This window comes from Bacillus sp. FJAT-27445 (assembly GCF_001510665.1).
GTDB lineage: Bacteria > Bacillota > Bacilli > Bacillales > Cytobacillaceae > Bacillus_D.
In genome coordinates, this window is the sequence record NZ_LMTI01000004.1 from 210,759 (window position 1) to 227,313 (window position 16,555).

Consider the following 16,555-nt stretch of genomic DNA (forward strand, 5'->3'; position numbering starts at 1 on the left):
CCTGTTTTCAATTAACAGCTCCTGTTCATCCTTTGCCGCATCGCGTATCCAGAGATAAGCCAGTAAGCGCCTTTCCGGACTGCCCAGCCTAGCAGGAGGAACAGCAAAGCAGTGCCCAGTAGAGTAAAAAATAATGCCAGCATAATAAATGCCTCCTTGGTTGATGCCGTTTGTTCAAGAATACTATACTTTTCCATTTTTAGGCCTGTGGCGATGAAAAAAATAATAGTGGAAATGGAATTCCGGCGCGTGGATAGGGAGGCGGTGATGGAGGAAGCAAAGTTATTACGGCTCTTTTTTAAGCCAAAAAAAGCCGGGTCTGATGGGTACCCGGCTTTCAAAATTATTTACCGATGAACATTTGTGTCCAATGGTTGCTGCCCTGTTCGAATCCGACGCCGATGTGTGTGAATTCACGGTTCAGGATGTTGTTGCGGTGGCCTTCGGAGTTCATCCATGCCTGTACGACTTCCTGGGGAGTCCGCTGGCCCATTGCGATGTTTTCGCCGGCGCTTCTATAGGAGACGCCGAAGTCGCGCATCATGTCAAATGGGGATCCGTAGGTTGGGCTGGTGTGCGAGAAATAGTTTTTCTGCTGCATATCCTGTGACTTTTTCAATGCTACTCCGCTTAGCTTGGCATCAGCTTTTAATGGAGGCAGGCCGTTTTGCTGGCGCTGGACATTGGTAAGGTCAATGACCTGCTGGGCCGCTTTGCTGATGCCAGCTTTTGGCGCAGTTTGCTTTTGGGCAGGGGCTTGCTGGGGTGCTCGATTGCCCTGCTGTGGATAGCCTGTTAATCCCTGCTGGGGTGCGGGTGCTTGTCCATACTGATTTGGGATTTGGCCCGGTTGCATGACTGGAGGCTGGGCACCCGAGTTTTGCGGGAATGAAATTTGCCAATCCTGCCAATATTGACCCATCCCAGAGTATTGCTGCATGGCCTGTCCTTGGCCGTCGACACGGATAAACTCGTATCTAGCCGGTTCGATTAATATCGCCTGAGTGTTTGGATATTGATCGCTGTCCATGGTAGTCTGGAGGCTTGAGATGTTGTTCCGGTCGAGAATCCTGTTCCTGTTCTTGCCGCGATTGTCATTGTCGCCAAGCGTACCGAATCGGTCATTCCGGTCGTTTCGGTCGTTCCTATCGTTCCGTCCAACCCGGTCATTCCTGTCATCGTCGTGGCCGGGATTCCATTCTTCCGTCAACAGCCCTTCATGGTCCATGCCGTACCAGTCATTGTTTCTGTCTCCATTGTTGTCCCGGACGTTATATGCACCCGTTCCATGATCCATTGCATTGTTTCTATTGTTGTCGTTGGCATTGCAGGCGGCGAGGCCCAATGTCAGGACGCCTGCAGCCATTATTCCTACAGTCTTTTTTATCAAGTTGTATGCCTCCTCTTGCGTATTGTGTGGTACTCCCTTATTTTCCGACCGTTTGGGTAAAATATGAATGGAAATAAGCTGCGGCTTGCTATAAAAAAGGAAAGCTGTCTTCCTATGCCCAGCCGTACTTTGGTTTGCAAAGTAATGGTATAATAATGAATTAATAAATTGGGGAACAAATCCATGAGGGGGTTGGGGAGAGTGACGGTAGCAGAAGTAATGGAAAGGCTTGCGGAGATGGGGACCGAGCAGACGAAAAAAACATTTTTACGGCATGGGGCCATAGAACCGCTCTTTGGGGTAAAAGTTGGGGACATGAAGAAATTGGTGAAGCATGTTAAGAAGGACCAGGAACTCGCATTGGCGCTTTTCAATACAGGAAATTACGATGCCATGTACCTTGCAGGCCTTTCTGTTAATCCCAAGCTCATGGATAAAGAAACACTTCAGGATTGGACAAGCCGGGCAAATTGGCACGGGGTTGCTGAATACATTGTTGCTGGGGCAGCGGCTGAAAGCAGGTTTGCGCTTGAGCTTGCTAGGGAATGGATTAAATCCGATGAAGAAAATGTGGCTGTTTGCGGATGGAGCACGTATGCCAACTATCTTTCCATTACCCCTGACGACAGGCTTGACCTGGAGGAAATTAAGCGTCTTTTGAATATGGTTGAGGAAACCGTACATATTGAGAGAAACAGGGTTCGGTATGTGATGAATTTGTTTGTAATTGGCACAGGATCGTTTGTTAGGCCGCTCCATGAAGAGGCGATGAGAGTGGCTGGGGCCATCGGCGAGGTTCACGTTAATGTGGGGAATACAGCCTGCAAGGTTCCGCTTGCTGCAGATTACATTAAAAAGGTTGAATCGAAAGGTAAGCTCGGAGTAAAGAAGAAGACGTGCATATGTTAAAGCTTTTGTGAAATGGTGAGAGGTGCGGGAAGTATGGAAAACAATAAATTGAAAAGGGAATTGAGCAACAGGCACATCCAGCTGATTGCACTTGGAGGGACAATTGGAGTAGGGCTGTTTTACGGGTCGGGTGCCACCATTAAACTTGCCGGGCCGGCAATCCTGCTTTCCTACCTGCTTGGGGGGGCTGTCATTTTTATGATTATGAGGGCCTTGGGTGAGATGGCTGTCGCCGACCCTGTATCAGGATCCTTCAGCGCATACGCACATAAATATCTCGGTCCCTTTGCGGGGTATTTGACCGGCTGGACATACTGGTTTAACTGGATTGTCGTTGGCATGGCCGAGATTACGGTTGTCGGCGTCTATATCAACCACTGGTTTTCGGATGTACCGCAATGGGTTTCGGCACTCGGCGCACTTATTGCCATGACTGCGATCAACTTGATAAATGTGAAAGCATATGGTGAATTCGAGTTTTGGTTTGCGATGATTAAAGTGGTCGCAATTGTCGGTATGATCGTTGCCGGGCTGGGAATCATTTTGTTTGGGTTTGGGAATGGCGGGGTACCAATCGGTTTTGATAATCTTTGGGCAAATGGGGGCTTTATTCCAAATGGAGTAACAGGGATTGTCCTTTCGCTCGTCATGGTGATGTTTTCATTTGGCGGGATTGAAATGATTGGCTTGACTGCCGGCGAGGCGGAAAACCCGAAAAAGACAATTCCAACCGCAATTAACAATGTAATATGGCGCGTTCTTATTTTCTATATTGGTGCCCTTGGGATCATTATGGTTCTTTATCCGTGGAATGAAATTGGGACTTCCGGGAGTCCATTCGTACTTATTTTTGATAAAATCGGGATGCCTGCCGCCGCGGATGTAATTAACTTTGTTGTATTGACTGCAGCTCTTTCGGCCTTTAACAGTGGCATGTACGGGACGGGAAGGATGCTGTACAGTTTGGCGGACCAGGGCAATGGCCCGGGCTTTTTCCGTAAACTGAATAAATCCGGGGTGCCTGCCAGGGGCATCCTGTTTTCAGCGGCGATCTTGCTGGTTGCGGTTTTCCTGAATTACATTGTTCCGGAAAAAGTGTTTTATTATATAACCTCTATTGCCACAGTTGCGGCTGTTACAAGCTGGACGATCATTCTTGTAACCCATATGAGGTTCAGAAAAGCGGGGGATAGGGGGAAAGTGCAATTTCGGATGCCATTCTATCCGTATTCTTCTTATTTCGCTCTTGCGGCTCTCGCTGTTGTGGTCGTTGCGATGGCTTTTATCGAGGGAATGGCGGTCGCATTTATCGTGGCGCCTATCTGGTTTGTGATTTTGTTTATTGGCTATAAGATAAAAGGGATTTAAAATAAAATGCCATGCCAGTTTATTTGACTGGCATGGCATTTTTACTATAAAAGTTTTTATACTGATTATATGAATGAGGCAAAGGAAACGTCCCTTGCTTCATTGCTTCATTGCTTCACTCTTGTTGCCAGGAAGTTTTCAGCTTGGTTTGGGTTACAGGCTCCTGTTTTTTGCCGCCTGTGACCATGCCGATCAATGTGCCGACTAATGCGGGCACTACCCAGTCCATTCCAGCAGAAGCAAAAGGCAGAGTATTCCTTAGTGTGAGAATCGGTCCTAGGTTAAGGCCAAATGTACTCAAGCCGCCGATTGCCGCAAAGATTCCGGTGAACAGGATTGCTGTTGCGTATACATGGCGCGGGTTCCTAAAGTAGCGGTGGAAGAAGCTCAATGTGACCAATACGATTGTTAGAGGATATGCGGTTACAAGGAATGGAACCGAGACCTTAAGAATCTGTGCGAGCCCCAAATTGGAAAGTGTAAACCCGATCAGTGCGACAGCTGAAACCACCGCTTTATAGCTTAATTTCGAGTGAAGATTCGAGAAATAATGTCCGCAGGCAACGGTCAGCCCGACTACAGTCGTAAAGCATGCTAGTGTAAAAATCAAGCCAAGAAGGACGGGTCCGCTTTTACCTAGCAGTTGTGCGGAAGCGGTAGTCAAAAGCTCCGTTCCGGTTTCGAATGTCCCAGTAGCGCCCATTTTTCCGCCAACATAGCCGATTGATACATACACAAGCGCCAGAAGGGCTCCCGCAATAACGGCTGCTTTCATAGTATAGCGGGTAAGCTGTTTTTCATTGCTGACGCCGCGCTGTTTGACGGCGGTGAGGATGACAATCCCGAATGCAAGTGAGGCAAGGGCGTCCATCGTGTTATAGCCTTCAATGAAGCCTTTAAAAAAGGCGCCTGATTCATAACCGCCTGTTGGCGCCTGGAAATGCCCGTTCAGCTTTGCGAACCCAGCTGCGCAAAGAGCTACAATTGAAACGAGGAGGACCGGGGTAATCCAGCGTCCCATATATTTTTCCATCTTCTCGTGATTTAAGGCGGCCATGTAGACGACCAGGAAGAAGACTGCTGAATAAGCAAATAATGCGAACGTTTTATTTAATGAATCAGGCGTAAATGGAAGGATACCCATTTCAAACGCAACAGATGCATTTCGCGGTATGGCAAGGAACGGCCCGATAGACAAATATACGATAGCCATGAAAATAGAGCTGAATAGAGGATGGACTCTGTTTCCAAGGGCTTCCGCACCGCCTTTAACAAGGGAAACTGCGAGCAGGACCGCAAATGGCAGGCCTACAGCGGTAAGGATAAATCCGGCCATTGCCAGCCAGTAGGATGTACCTGACAAAGCACCAAGCATTGGAGGGAAAATTAGATTGCCCGCTCCAAAAAACATTGAAAATAACATAAATCCGATGAACAGTGTATCGTACTTCTTCATATCTAACTCTCCCTTTCCGAGAAAAGCCTGCAAGGTACATTGGGCAATTCTCTAACATATATTTTGTTATTGTAAAATAAAAAAACCCGCCCCCGTAAAAAATACAGGGACGAGTTAATACTCGCGATACCACCCTACTTCCGCCGCCAAAATGGCGTGCGGCACTCAGCCAACGTACAATCATACGTGTTCCACGTAACGGCGGAATTCCGTCAAAGCTTACTCCCTTTTCAGCTTTGAATCTCGGAGATGATTTTCAGCCAGGTACTGGACGCCGGCTTTCACCACTTGCCGGCTCTCTGGGGAACAGTCTTCCTAGCTTACTTTTCTCGTCATTGATTTCTTATTTAAAAATAATTTAACAGAGCCCCTGTAAGGTGTCAATCACTTTTTAGACAATTTTAACTATTGCCTCCAGAGGCTGAAAAATGTTTTATGAATAAAAATCCAGCCAAGCCAACAATGAAAGCGGTACCTATATGGAAAAAACTTACGAAAAATTATTTTTAAAAAAACTAACTGCAAACTTTAGGGTTGTCCATACGGTATGGAAAGTGTCCTCGGACGTTTTCCGGGTACCCGTGTGAGAGAAAAAATGTCCCGGGGAGCTTGGCGAACCAATTGTCTGGATGAAGTTATTTTCCTATAGAACATATAGGTAGACGCTGAGAAAGTGGGCGAGGCTTCCCAGTAGAATGAAGATATGAAAAATTTCGTGAAAGCCCATGTGTTTTGTACGAAGGAAGTTTGGTTTTGCAGCGTAGATGATTCCTCCGATTGTATAAAAGATGCCGCCGATTACAAGAAGGCTGAGCCCTCCATCATGGATGCTGCCGGCAAGCGGCGAAGCCACGAAGATGACCATCCAGCCCATGATGATGTACAGGGCCGTCGACAGCCAGCGCGGGCAGTTAAACCAGACCATTTTAAAGACGATTCCGCTAATAGCTGCCGTAGCTATAATTCCAAACAAAACCCAGCCGGTTGCTCCATTCAAGCTAATCAGGCAGTAGGGTGTATAGGTTCCGGCGATTAAAACGAATATCATTGAATGGTCGACCCTGCGGAGAAAGGCGATGGCCTTGTCCCTGGCGATGACCATGTGGTAGGTAGCCGATGCTGAATATAGCAAAATCATACTGACGCCAAAAATTATCACAGCAGCAATGGCTAATGGAGATGCCGCTGTTGATGCTGCCTTGATGACCATGGCCAAAAGGCCGATGAACGAAAGGACTGCTCCAGCAAGATGGGTTAATCCATTGATGGGCTCTCGGATATAAGTATTCATTATATAACCTCCAATTAAGTATTACGTAGTTTTGATAACTACTTATAAAGATACGCCTATTACGTAACGTAGTCAACATTTTAAAAATAAAAAAATTCCTGTTATAATAAATTGAATCTACTTACATTGGAGGCTGCTCATGAACAATATAGATGAATTAATTGATAGCCTTGGTCTCGATAAACATATACAAATAGGGGATATGCCCTCAATTGATTTATATATGGACCAGGTCATTCAGCTTTTTGAAAATGCATTCGCCCAGTCAAGAAGGAATGAGGACGAAAAAATTCTCACCAAGACCATGATCAATAATTACGCAAAGGGAAATTTATTCTTTCCTGTAAAAAAGAAAAAATATACACGCGAGCACCTCATGGTAATCAGCTTGATATACCAGCTAAAGGGCGCTTTGTCGATAACCGATATAAAAGGTGTTTTAAGCGGTATCAATGAAAAAGTATCGAAAGGGAGCATTAGCCTGGAGGATTTTTATGCCGCATTTCTTTCTCTCTCAGCCCAAAATACCGCCAGTTTCAGGAAAGAGCTTTCCAGGCGCCAACATTCGGCGGAAAGTGAAATTGAACATATATGCGGGGGCGATAAGCATGCAGAAAAGGTTTTGCTGATTGCATCGCTTGTAAATATGAGCAATATGTACAGAAGGGTTGCTGAAAAACTGGCCGATGAGCTTCAGCAGGAACATCCTGACGATGAACAAGATAATCAAGGATAATACAGACTGGAAAGGACAAAAAAGAACCTGGAAAATCCAGGTTCTATAATGGAAGGTATTCAATTCGTATTAGCTGCTTGTTCTTCCCAGAATGGCATACCCTTTTTCGGGACGCATTTGGCTGGGAACTCAATCATCACGATTGTTCCTTTATTCAGCACGCTTTTAAAATCTATCTTCCCAAAATGCGCCTCAACAATTTTCGAACTCACAGTAAGCCCGAGGCCTGTCCCTTTTTCCTTCGACGAATAAAAAGGTTCGCCGATTTTTTCCAGCCGCTCCTTTGAAATACCGACACCTTCATCGGTAATGGAAATACGGACCTTTTCATCCTTTCCGCAGTCAACTGAAATGGCAACCTTTCCGCCAGGGTGCGAAGCTTCAATGGCATTTTTAATTATATTGATAAAAAGCTGCTTTAATAGATTCGGCTCGCATTCAATAATACTATCCTTATCCCCAAAGGAAGCACATATCTCGATATCGTGCGAAGCAGCCTCAGGCTTAAGGAGTGAAATGACATGGCCCATCAGGGAATGAAGGTCCGATTGGACAAAGTTCAGTTTCTGCGGTTTAGCCAGTAAGAGAAGCTCGCCTGTAATATGGTTAATTCTGTTCAATTCGTCCGCCATAATTGAATAGTAATATTGATGCTTTGCATCCTCCGATTTTAGAAGCTGAACGAAGCCGATTAATGACGTAAGCGGGTTGCGGATTTCATGGGCGACGCTTGCCGACAGTTCCCCTACGACCGAAAGTTTTTCTGACCGCCTCAGCTTCTCCTCCGTTTCCCTCAGCTTCGTAACATCCCTCCCATAGCCGATGATTCCCTTTGTTTCACCATTGATAATCATCGGAACGGAAGTACATTCAAGAATAATTTTCGCACCGTTCTTGTTTTTAACTTCAATTTCAATCAGCTGTGGTTGATTATCGTTACTGACGATTGAAAAGTAATTTTTAAGCTGCTCCTGGTATCTCCTTGGAATCAGCTTTTGAAAATGCCTGCCAATCACGTCATCAGGGTCATATCCTGTTACTTCCTTGAACCTCGGATTAAGATCGATGAATTTCCCTTCAAGGTCAGTCATATAAACAATGTCCGGGCTGTATTTAAAAAGGGATTTATATTTCTGGCGGCTCTCCTCGAGCAAGTTGATGAGCCGTCTTTTTTCAGTAATATCCCTTCCTATGATGACGAGGCCTTTTCTGCTTCCGTCCGGATTGAAAAGCGGAACTTTAATGGTGTCAAAAAATCTTTCGCTTCCTTTAGGGCAAACGAGGACCTCCTCGACACGGGTGATTTTCCGGTTTTTCCACGTTTCCTCATCAGATGTCTCGCAATAGATGAGAGCTTCCGCATAATTTGTGCTATAGGCTGCGAGTTCCGAGTCTTTCTTGCCCCGATAATCGATACCTTCAATGCCGAAAAGCTTAAGGCCGAATTCATTAGCTTCTACCCATCTTCCCTGTCCATCCTTGAAGTTTACGAAGTCAACCATTGAATTGATAAGCGTCGAAAGCCGTTGTTTGTCCATTTTCGTTGTATTCAGTTCTTCCGCCTTTTTAAGGGCAAAATAAAACAGGATGCTCGTTGCAACGACAAAAAACACTTCTTTTATATTGCCGATCAGCCTGATGAAAGGAGAAGGTTCAAATTGCCCAAGCAGATGATTGGTACCCGAAATCCAAACGATGCTGCAAATAATAAAATAGACAATCAGCTTTTTTTTCTCCATAAGACCACCCCTGGAAAAATGATTTTGCGCTAGACTTAGAAACAAATAGCTGTACGGCCGGGAAAGGGCTGTACAGCTTTCGCTTATAACCGCGTTTTAATTTTTTGTTTCCTGTATAGTTTCTTCCCTGAAGCATTCCACTCTTCAATAGCGCCCGAACCCAACATGACCCCAAATAGGATCAGAATGAATCCAGCCAGGTGGGAATACGTAATGGTTTCATTAAGGAATACTGCTGCTCCAATTAAGGAGAAAAATGGGCTTAAATTAATAAATATAGCCGATTCGGCTACGCCTACTTTGCTGATTGCCGAATTGTAAGCCATATGTCCGAGCGCAGTGGCAATGATTGCAGATGCAAAAAAGACTGGCCACACTCCAGCCGGTGCTTTGAAGATGCCGCTTAGTGCCCCCGGTTCCTGTACCAAACTGATTAGGAACAGAATAATGGAGCCGAATAGTAGCATATACCCGGTCATCAGGCGGGCATCCATTGTCCTGGATACTTTTTTTATTAAAATAAAGCTTCCCGCCTGCGTTAGGATCGAAAGAAATATGAATAGGTCGCCAATCGAGACAGACCCAACGCCCGTACCATTTTCCAGAACAATAAAAGAAACACCCGCCAGTCCGGCAAGTACACCGGCCGTGCGGAGGGCTGTGAAGCGGCTGCCTAGGAATATTGCCGCGAGGATAGCGGAAAGCAAAGGGCCAAGCCCGAGTATAAGCCCTGCATTTGAGGCGGTTGTTTTGGTCAAACCCAAAGACAGGAAATAATGGTGGCAGACAACATTAAAGATGCTCGCGATAAATGTATAAATAAATTCATGCCGGGTTGGCTTCCGAATTTTTTTAAGCAGGGCGAGGACAAGGAATACCGTTATTCCTGCTACCAAAATCCTAAGGGAGGTAATGGCCACCGGCGAAAACGTAGTAACGATGATTTTTGTTGCAATTACGTTCAATCCCCAGGCTGCCATCACCGCTACAAGGATGGCATAAATCCGGAGATTCTTCTGTCGTTCCACTCTCTTTTTTCCTTCTTTCTGCTGCCTTGGAAGGGGTCATTCCTGGGGCAGGATAATGATAAAGAGGGGAGGATGCGCGACATCCTTCCCTCTTCCAGTTGGATTCTATGGTCTTTAGTATAACAGGTTTTTCTAAAACAGGCACCGCGAAAATTTAAACCAAATTTTTGTTAACTTCATTTTTATCGCTGCTTTTGGCCAGGACAGTCCCTACGCTGGCCTTTTGAATGCCTACTCCAATTTTGATGGCTTCACGCGCCGAGTTTCGGACGGTCAGTTTTCCAATTGCGACTGAATCGGTGCAATTGTCTCCTCCAAATAGTTTGATATCTGTTCCTGCGGTACGAAAGCCGCTGATTGAGACGTTATCTAGCGCTATATTCCTTGAACGGTACTGGACCGCCATAACAGGCTCGCCGCGGTAATCATAATTAGGGTCGCCGATGGCGGTAAAATGGTTAATCGCGACATTCCTGTAAGCCGATACAACTAGGGCCCTTGGCTTAGAGCCTTCATATAAGGTCGTGTGGATCGGCGCAACAGAGATTAAGTTTGTGGCCTTAATATTGAATGCGGTCTTCGAGATTGGATCCGTGCTTTTATGATGGCCGATATGGCGCCAGTTAAAGGATCGGTTGTCATTGATGGAAAGGTGGCCGATAATATGGACATTTGAAGCGGCAGAAGAGTTTCCGTGTGCCTTGATTTCCACCCCTCCGAAGCAGCACGCAGAGGAATTATTGACAAGCCACACATTGCGGGAACCGTCATCCGCTTCGAACCCGTTTGAATTGGAAAACCCTTTTTTATGGGCCCGGCCGCTTGGGTCACACATATGGCAATTGGAAATAAGGATATTGTCACTATGGTGGGTTGTAACTCCGTCATCGCCAAACCCGTACCCATTCAGGCCGTCCAGCCAGATGTAATTGCTGCCGCCCTTTGCCCTGTAGCCATCTCCTGAATAATTGTAGATGGTTGATGATACATCAAAACAATGGAGCCCGGGATTAATCGCTTCTACATCCGCTACCCAGCCAAATGTAACATTGGCGTAAAGCAGGCAGCTTGAAGAATTATTCCCTGCTGCAGTTTTCTCTGCTTTACCGAGCCGTTCAACATTCCAGTCAAGCGTCATTCCACTGACTAAAATATTTCGGTTGCCTTTCCAATGGGAGGAATTTGTCACAAGCTGGGAAGACTTCGGTGCTTCGTCCTGTAGCCTGAGAACCGTCCTGCCTTTTCCTTCCCCGACAAGGCATGTCCAAGATGGAAGCCGGATTTCACTTGTTACGAAAACGCCATTGGGAATCCTAACAGTGACTCTTCCATTTCCGATGGCCTTTTCGAAAGCTTCGGTATTGTCCGTCACCCCATCCCCGACCGCGCCGTAATCCTCGACATTTACTTCCCTTTTCGCAATTGCCTTTAAATGCCTGTATTCTTCATCAAGAATTCCTTTCCAAGAGGGGTACACAAGGCCGTCTTCATCTACGACAGTTTCCGAATCTACAAGTGCGGGCGTTGCTTTTTTGGCAAAAAAGAAAACGGGCATGGTTGTAAAAAACTGCTTCAGTATGCTTGAAAATGGCCTCTTTTGGGCAGTTTCAAAAGAATAGCTGCCGGGATTTGCACTATTCTCCCTGAAAAGTTTTTCTGTCCAGGCAACTGCCTCCCGGATATCAGGGTTCTCTGCGGAAAGCTGCGAAATTAGTTTGGCATTTTTTCGGGGATCGTGGTTTTTATCCAAATAAATCATTTTTCCACCCTCCTCTCTCCCTAAATCGATCTTTTTATTATTCCCAGTCCATAAAGAGGTAATCATTAGTAGGCGCAGGGCCGCTTAGAAGGAACCGGCTTCCTTGCAAAAATAAAAATTGTAATGGCTAAAATTCCCCGTCAAAAGGGGTGAACGGGATATTGAACCTGTTTTTGAGGACGCGAAGCCGCTGAATAACCCGGATAAGGCGGCGCGAAATGCACTCCAGCTGATTATTCAGCCGAGTGGCTTCCTTGCTCTGGCGGTCATTTTCACGCTCTATCAATCCCGCTCTCCTCTTGAGTAGGGCAAAACTCCTTTATCTTTATTATAGGTGAAAGTCCCTATAACATATGCCTGGAAACCGGCGAAGGCACGGCTTCTGCCCATTTTTTTCAGTCGGAAGGCCCATAGCGGGAATTACCTGAACCTCAATATGGCTGGCCCTATTTTTTTGAAAAGCCAAAGCTTTCGATTGGAATTCATAAGTTGTTCTATCGATTTTACTTTACCTGAATAGGTCCTGCCCGGTCGCGGACTGCTTCCGCTTCGCTTCTTTACTATTACTTTGTTAAAATAGAATGTATATTGAAAATACAAACTTATTGATTTTTAAACAAAAATATACGCGAGTATCAGGGGGGCGGCTATGAATCTCGAAAAAATGTTGATTGAAAAGACGTACTATGAAGGTTTTATGGAAGGAAATGAAGAGAAACATCCCGCGGGCGTACTGGCGGAAGGTTTTCTGGAAGCTAGGCAACAAGGAGGTAAGGGGCTTCCGGAAATCAGGTTTGCCCAAGGAGAAGTGTATTATGCTTTCCGCGACTATGAAGCTGCCATCCATAAATGGGAGAGAATCGATGGTTCATTAAAGGAGTGGGCTGTAAAAAATACCGCCGATTCCTATTATGAGCTTGGGGAACTGGCAAAAGCCGAGGATCTCTACAAAGCGGTTAATTCCCAAAATGCTTCCCTGAAAGCGGAAGTCGCGCTGCAATTATTTTCACTCTACATTGAAAAAGGGCAAGAGGCATCAGCTTCACACACAATAAAGGGGCTGATTGCAGAAAATCCCGGTTATCCCGACGCAGCTAGCCTGGCACGTTCGTTTTTTGAAGGGAGTGCGGACTGGGACAGCGCAACAGAGCTGGCAGTTAATGAAATTGTGAGAACTAGATCGGCTGACTGGGCCGATATCCTAATCTCATATGTGGAAAGGGAAGCGACTGCCGCCTATTCTCCCTCCTACTTCAAGCGTGTGCTTACCGTACTATATGAAACGGATGAAAACAGGTTTGGCCAGCTCGCTGGGGCATTATGGAAAAGCTATCAGGGACGGGAGAGTTATTTTACCTGGATAGAGGAGTTTAATAGCCTGCTGGCAGGCTTCGGAAACCTTCCTTCAGGCATATGGCCGGAGCTGTCAATACTTTATAAAGAGGCCTATCTCGGCTTCACAACCTCCGGGAACTACTCGATTCAGTCATTGGCGCCAATTATGCCTTCCTTGCTGTCGAATTGGATTGCGATCGAGGACAGAAAGACAATTGCGCTGGCAGCGTCCGCGCTCCTTGCCTGGAGTGGAAGGTTCCCAGCCGGAGTTTCAAGGGAGTCGATCGAATCGGCGGAATCTTTCCTAGCTCTTTCACAAAGGACCGAAAATGATTTTGCCGAGGGACTTGCCCTTATATCGGAAATTTCAGCATGGGCAGGGAGCCAGGGATTGCAAATTGGCCCGCGCATTGAGTGGATTGCAGAAGAACTTGCCAATTTCAGGACAAGGCATGTTGTTACAGCCGGCCTAAAGGGAAGCGGAAAAGCACATGTACTTAGCCTGATACTCGGGGATGCCTATCCTGAAGAGGATGATGCATCTTCCGCGGCACTGGCATTTCAATACCACGATGAAGCCGCTGTCAGTTGGGTGACAGATGAAGCCATTATTGAAGCCGAAGAACTTGGCGAGCTTGATGGAATGAACAAGGGGAGTGGAATATGCACATTCTCCCTGCCAGTACCATTTTTAAAGGATTCAGGCTTGTCAATCATCGACTTGCCGGAATTTGAAGGGGAATATTTGGGTCCGGAGGATTTTGATTATCTTCATCTTGCGGACAGCCTGTTTTTTACGGTGGATGCATCCGATCCGCTGACATCGGAGGAGCGGATGGCCCTGGGCCAAATTCGCGAACAGGCGCCGGGGCTGCCGGTTCACTTTATGTTAACCCAGTCTGGAGAGCCTGATCCGCATGCTTTTGAGCAGGCTGCTTTAGTGATTAAAGGCTCTTTTCCAGATTCGGAGATCATTAAGGCCGGACCTTCTCCAAACCGGCAACGGCTATTCGAAAGCATTGTAAAAGCGGTCGTAATCGGCACCCCGGAGCGGAGCATTTTAGGCAGCAGGACGGATAAGCTGCTTCTCTTGATCAGAAAAACACTCGACCATCTTCTGAACCAGAGGGCCGAACGTGAAAAGGGTATCCTGGAAACCATCGAAAGCCAGGAACAAAAGGCTGCAAAACTTACTGGCGCCATCCATCAGCTGGATGATATCGAATCAGAAAGAATTGAAAAAGTCCGGAAATCGTACCGGAAGCGGATTGACCAAGCTAAGGCGGACGCTTTGGCGGATATTCCCGAGCTTCTACGAGGAACAGCAGACTTTCTGAAAGAGGACAGTGATTTCAGGACAATCCATCTCAGCCTGAATGATGAGATGAACAGGCGGCTTAATGCCTATCTAAATGAAACCGCCCTTCCAAAATTGCGTACAGCGATTGGAGAGTGGATAGAGGAGACAGGTGGGGAACTGTCCCGTATTCAGGAGTTTCTTGATGAAATGGCTGCGAGCTTCAATACCCTTTATGGAAGGGATTGGGTCAAGCTGGATTGCGATTTCCGTGTGCTTGACGACTGGCAAAGGGATATTAGCCGAATGGCCGATAGTTATCAGCTCGACAAGGTGAATGTGCTCCTGAGGAGGACCCCGTCGCAGATCTTTTTGAAAGGGGCCGGCAAGCTCCTGGGGGCGCTCCCGCAAAATAACGCCATGCTTTATAACAGGTATAAAAATTTCGTTGAAAATGAAGACTATCTAGATACAGCCAAATTGGTGAACGACCGCTTTTTTATCCAATTTGATTTGTTTGAAAAAGCGATTTCCCGGGATTTGGCGCTTTTCTTCCTTAATCCGCACCAGGTACTTGCAGGAACGCTGGCAACAACACAGGCACAGCTTGCGGATAGCAGGCAGCAGGCTGTGGAAATGAAGGAGAATCCCACCAGATTCCACGACCCAATGTCACTGTTTGGCATCAGGCTAAGGCAGTTGGAATGGCTGGAAATGGCAGGGAGAGGCAACGGATTGGATTAACGTAATTTCAGCCCTTCGGCAAGCAGCCGGAGGGTTTTCTTTTTGGCTATTAAAGGGAAACATGAATATATCCATTCTGTTTTGGGAAGGAATCCTATATAATGTGGATATTCTATCACAAACAAAATTAGAGGTTAATTATGAAGATTAAATTGGATGAATTGACTGCACGACTTTCATCAGTCCAGATTATCGTTCTTTACTATCTTTCCGCGATCATTGTGTCGACCTTTTTATTAATGATGCCGATTACGCAGAAAGAGAATGTGAAGCTTCCATTTATTGATGCCTTATTTACCGCAGTCAGCGCAGTCAGCGTAACCGGGCTGTCGACGATTTCCCTCCATGAAGTATTAAGTTATCCGGGAACATTTATCCTGGCCTTCATTTTACAGATTGGCGGAGTTGGCGTAATGACGCTTGGTACGTTTATTTGGCTGATTTTAGGTAAAAAAATCGGCCTTAAGGAACGGATGCTGATCATGGCGGACCAGAACCAGTCTGCGCTGTCAGGCATGGTAAATTTGCTGCGTGAAGTTCTTTTCCTGATTGTTGCTATCGAACTTATCGGGGCAATCGTCCTTGGAATCCACTTCCTTGACTATTTCCCGACATGGCAGGAGGCGTTCAGGCAGGGGTTATTTGCCTCTGTCAGCGCTACTACGAATGCCGGCTTCGATATTACTGGGCAATCATTAATTCCATTTGTAAATGATTACTTTGTCCAGACTGTCAATATCCTTTTAATCACTGTTGGGGCAATTGGATTCCCGGTCCTGATTGAATTCAGGGAGTTCCTGGCCCACAGGGGAAAGAAGCAGTTCAGGTTTTCCCTTTTTACAAAAATTGCTGTAAGTACCTTCCTTTATCTCCTTGTTTTTGGGACGATTTTCATCTATATATTTGAATCGAATAATCTATTTGCCGGAAAAACGTGGCATGAAGCCTTTTTTTATTCTGCATTCCATTCGTCCTCGACAAGGAGTGCCGGCTTATCCACGATCAACATCAATGAATTTTCGACCCCAACCCATTTGCTGCTTAGCCTGCTCATGTTTATCGGGGCATCGCCAAGCAGTGTCGGGGGAGGAATCAGGACAACGACATTTGCCATTGCCGTGCTTAGCATCATTTCATATGCGCGTGGGAATAGTACTATTAAGGTATTCAATCGTGAGATTATGCCTGAAGATGTTGTGAAATCGTTCATCGTCATTGTGACGGCGTTTTTGATTTGTGGATTTTCGATCATTTTCCTAACGTTTATTGAACCTGAATATTCGATTAAGGAAATATTGTTTGAGGTTTCATCCGCGTTCGGGACAACGGGTATGTCACTCGGCATTACACCCGAACTTGGGACGCTTGCAAAGTCTGTCTTGATGGTCCTCATGTTCATTGGCCGGATAGGCATTTTCTCGTTCCTGTTTTTACTTAGAGGAAAACCGAAGCAGGAGAAGTTCCACTACTCGAAGGAGCGCGTCATTATCGGCTAATTTTTAA

At 46.1% G+C, this 16,555-nt stretch carries 13 protein-coding genes and 1 other annotated feature; of the genes, 5 read left to right on the top strand and 8 right to left on the bottom strand.

Annotated elements, in window-relative coordinates; genetic code table 11:
• Positions 1–11: 11 nt before the first annotated feature.
• Entirely contained in the window at positions 12–143 is a 132-nt protein-coding gene (locus AR337_RS23935; RefSeq protein ID WP_301335723.1) for a hypothetical protein, read from the bottom strand.
• Positions 144–343: 200 nt separating this feature from the next.
• On the bottom strand, positions 344–1,030 hold the full coding sequence (locus AR337_RS12790; RefSeq protein ID WP_059172743.1) for a CAP domain-containing protein: 687 nt from the start codon (positions 1,028–1,030) through the stop codon (positions 344–346).
• A gap of 561 nt (positions 1,031–1,591) precedes the next feature.
• Between AR337_RS12790 and AR337_RS12795 the strand changes: the two genes are divergently transcribed.
• Together AR337_RS12795 and AR337_RS12800 are read left to right on the top strand one after the other, a co-directional pair.
• Positions 1,592–2,299 (top strand): DNA alkylation repair protein, encoded by a 708-nt coding sequence (locus AR337_RS12795; protein WP_059172411.1) that lies wholly within the window; start codon positions 1,592–1,594, stop codon positions 2,297–2,299.
• 33 nt (positions 2,300–2,332) lie between these two features.
• Positions 2,333–3,667, top strand: a complete 1,335-nt coding sequence (locus tag AR337_RS12800; protein ID WP_059172412.1) for an amino acid permease — start codon at positions 2,333–2,335, stop codon at positions 3,665–3,667.
• Between the two features lie 115 nt (positions 3,668–3,782).
• Here the strand turns inward: AR337_RS12800 and brnQ are convergent, their stop codons facing one another.
• Positions 3,783–5,123: a branched-chain amino acid transport system II carrier protein gene (brnQ, locus tag AR337_RS12805; protein ID WP_059172413.1), complete on the bottom strand. Its 1,341-nt coding sequence runs from the start codon at positions 5,121–5,123 to the stop codon at positions 3,783–3,785.
• Between the two features lie 102 nt (positions 5,124–5,225).
• Positions 5,226–5,468, bottom strand: a binding site (T-box leader).
• Between the two features lie 298 nt (positions 5,469–5,766).
• Positions 5,767–6,414: a hemolysin III family protein gene (locus AR337_RS12810; RefSeq protein ID WP_059172414.1), complete on the bottom strand. Its 648-nt coding sequence runs from the start codon at positions 6,412–6,414 to the stop codon at positions 5,767–5,769.
• A gap of 139 nt (positions 6,415–6,553) precedes the next feature.
• On the opposite strand from AR337_RS12810, the gene AR337_RS12815 reads away from it, so the two are divergent.
• Entirely contained in the window at positions 6,554–7,150 is a 597-nt protein-coding gene (locus AR337_RS12815) for a DUF1836 domain-containing protein (RefSeq protein ID WP_059172415.1), read from the top strand.
• Between the two features lie 59 nt (positions 7,151–7,209).
• Here the strand turns inward: AR337_RS12815 and AR337_RS12820 are convergent, their stop codons facing one another.
• From AR337_RS12820 to AR337_RS23190, 4 genes are all read right to left on the bottom strand, one after another.
• Positions 7,210–8,889: a PAS domain-containing sensor histidine kinase gene (locus AR337_RS12820; protein ID WP_059172416.1), complete on the bottom strand. Its 1,680-nt coding sequence runs from the start codon at positions 8,887–8,889 to the stop codon at positions 7,210–7,212.
• An 83-nt stretch (positions 8,890–8,972) separates the two neighbouring features.
• On the bottom strand, positions 8,973–9,917 hold the full coding sequence (locus AR337_RS12825; protein ID WP_253701702.1) for a DMT family transporter: 945 nt from the start codon (positions 9,915–9,917) through the stop codon (positions 8,973–8,975).
• Between the two features lie 154 nt (positions 9,918–10,071).
• Complete coding sequence (locus AR337_RS12830) at positions 10,072–11,676, bottom strand: glycosyl hydrolase family 28-related protein (RefSeq protein WP_059172417.1); 1,605 nt, start codon at positions 11,674–11,676, stop codon at positions 10,072–10,074.
• Between the two features lie 127 nt (positions 11,677–11,803).
• Positions 11,804–11,962, bottom strand: coding sequence for a hypothetical protein (locus tag AR337_RS23190; protein ID WP_156424393.1), 159 nt, complete (start codon positions 11,960–11,962; stop codon positions 11,804–11,806).
• A gap of 363 nt (positions 11,963–12,325) precedes the next feature.
• On the opposite strand from AR337_RS23190, the gene AR337_RS12835 reads away from it, so the two are divergent.
• Positions 12,326–15,052, top strand: a complete 2,727-nt coding sequence (locus tag AR337_RS12835; protein ID WP_059172418.1) for a lipopolysaccharide assembly protein LapB — start codon at positions 12,326–12,328, stop codon at positions 15,050–15,052.
• A 140-nt stretch (positions 15,053–15,192) separates the two neighbouring features.
• Positions 15,193–16,548 carry a TrkH family potassium uptake protein gene (locus tag AR337_RS12840; RefSeq protein ID WP_059172419.1) on the top strand — a complete coding sequence of 452 codons (1,356 nt, stop codon included), beginning with the start codon at positions 15,193–15,195 and terminating at the stop codon, positions 16,546–16,548.
• Positions 16,549–16,555: the final 7 nt, after the last annotated feature.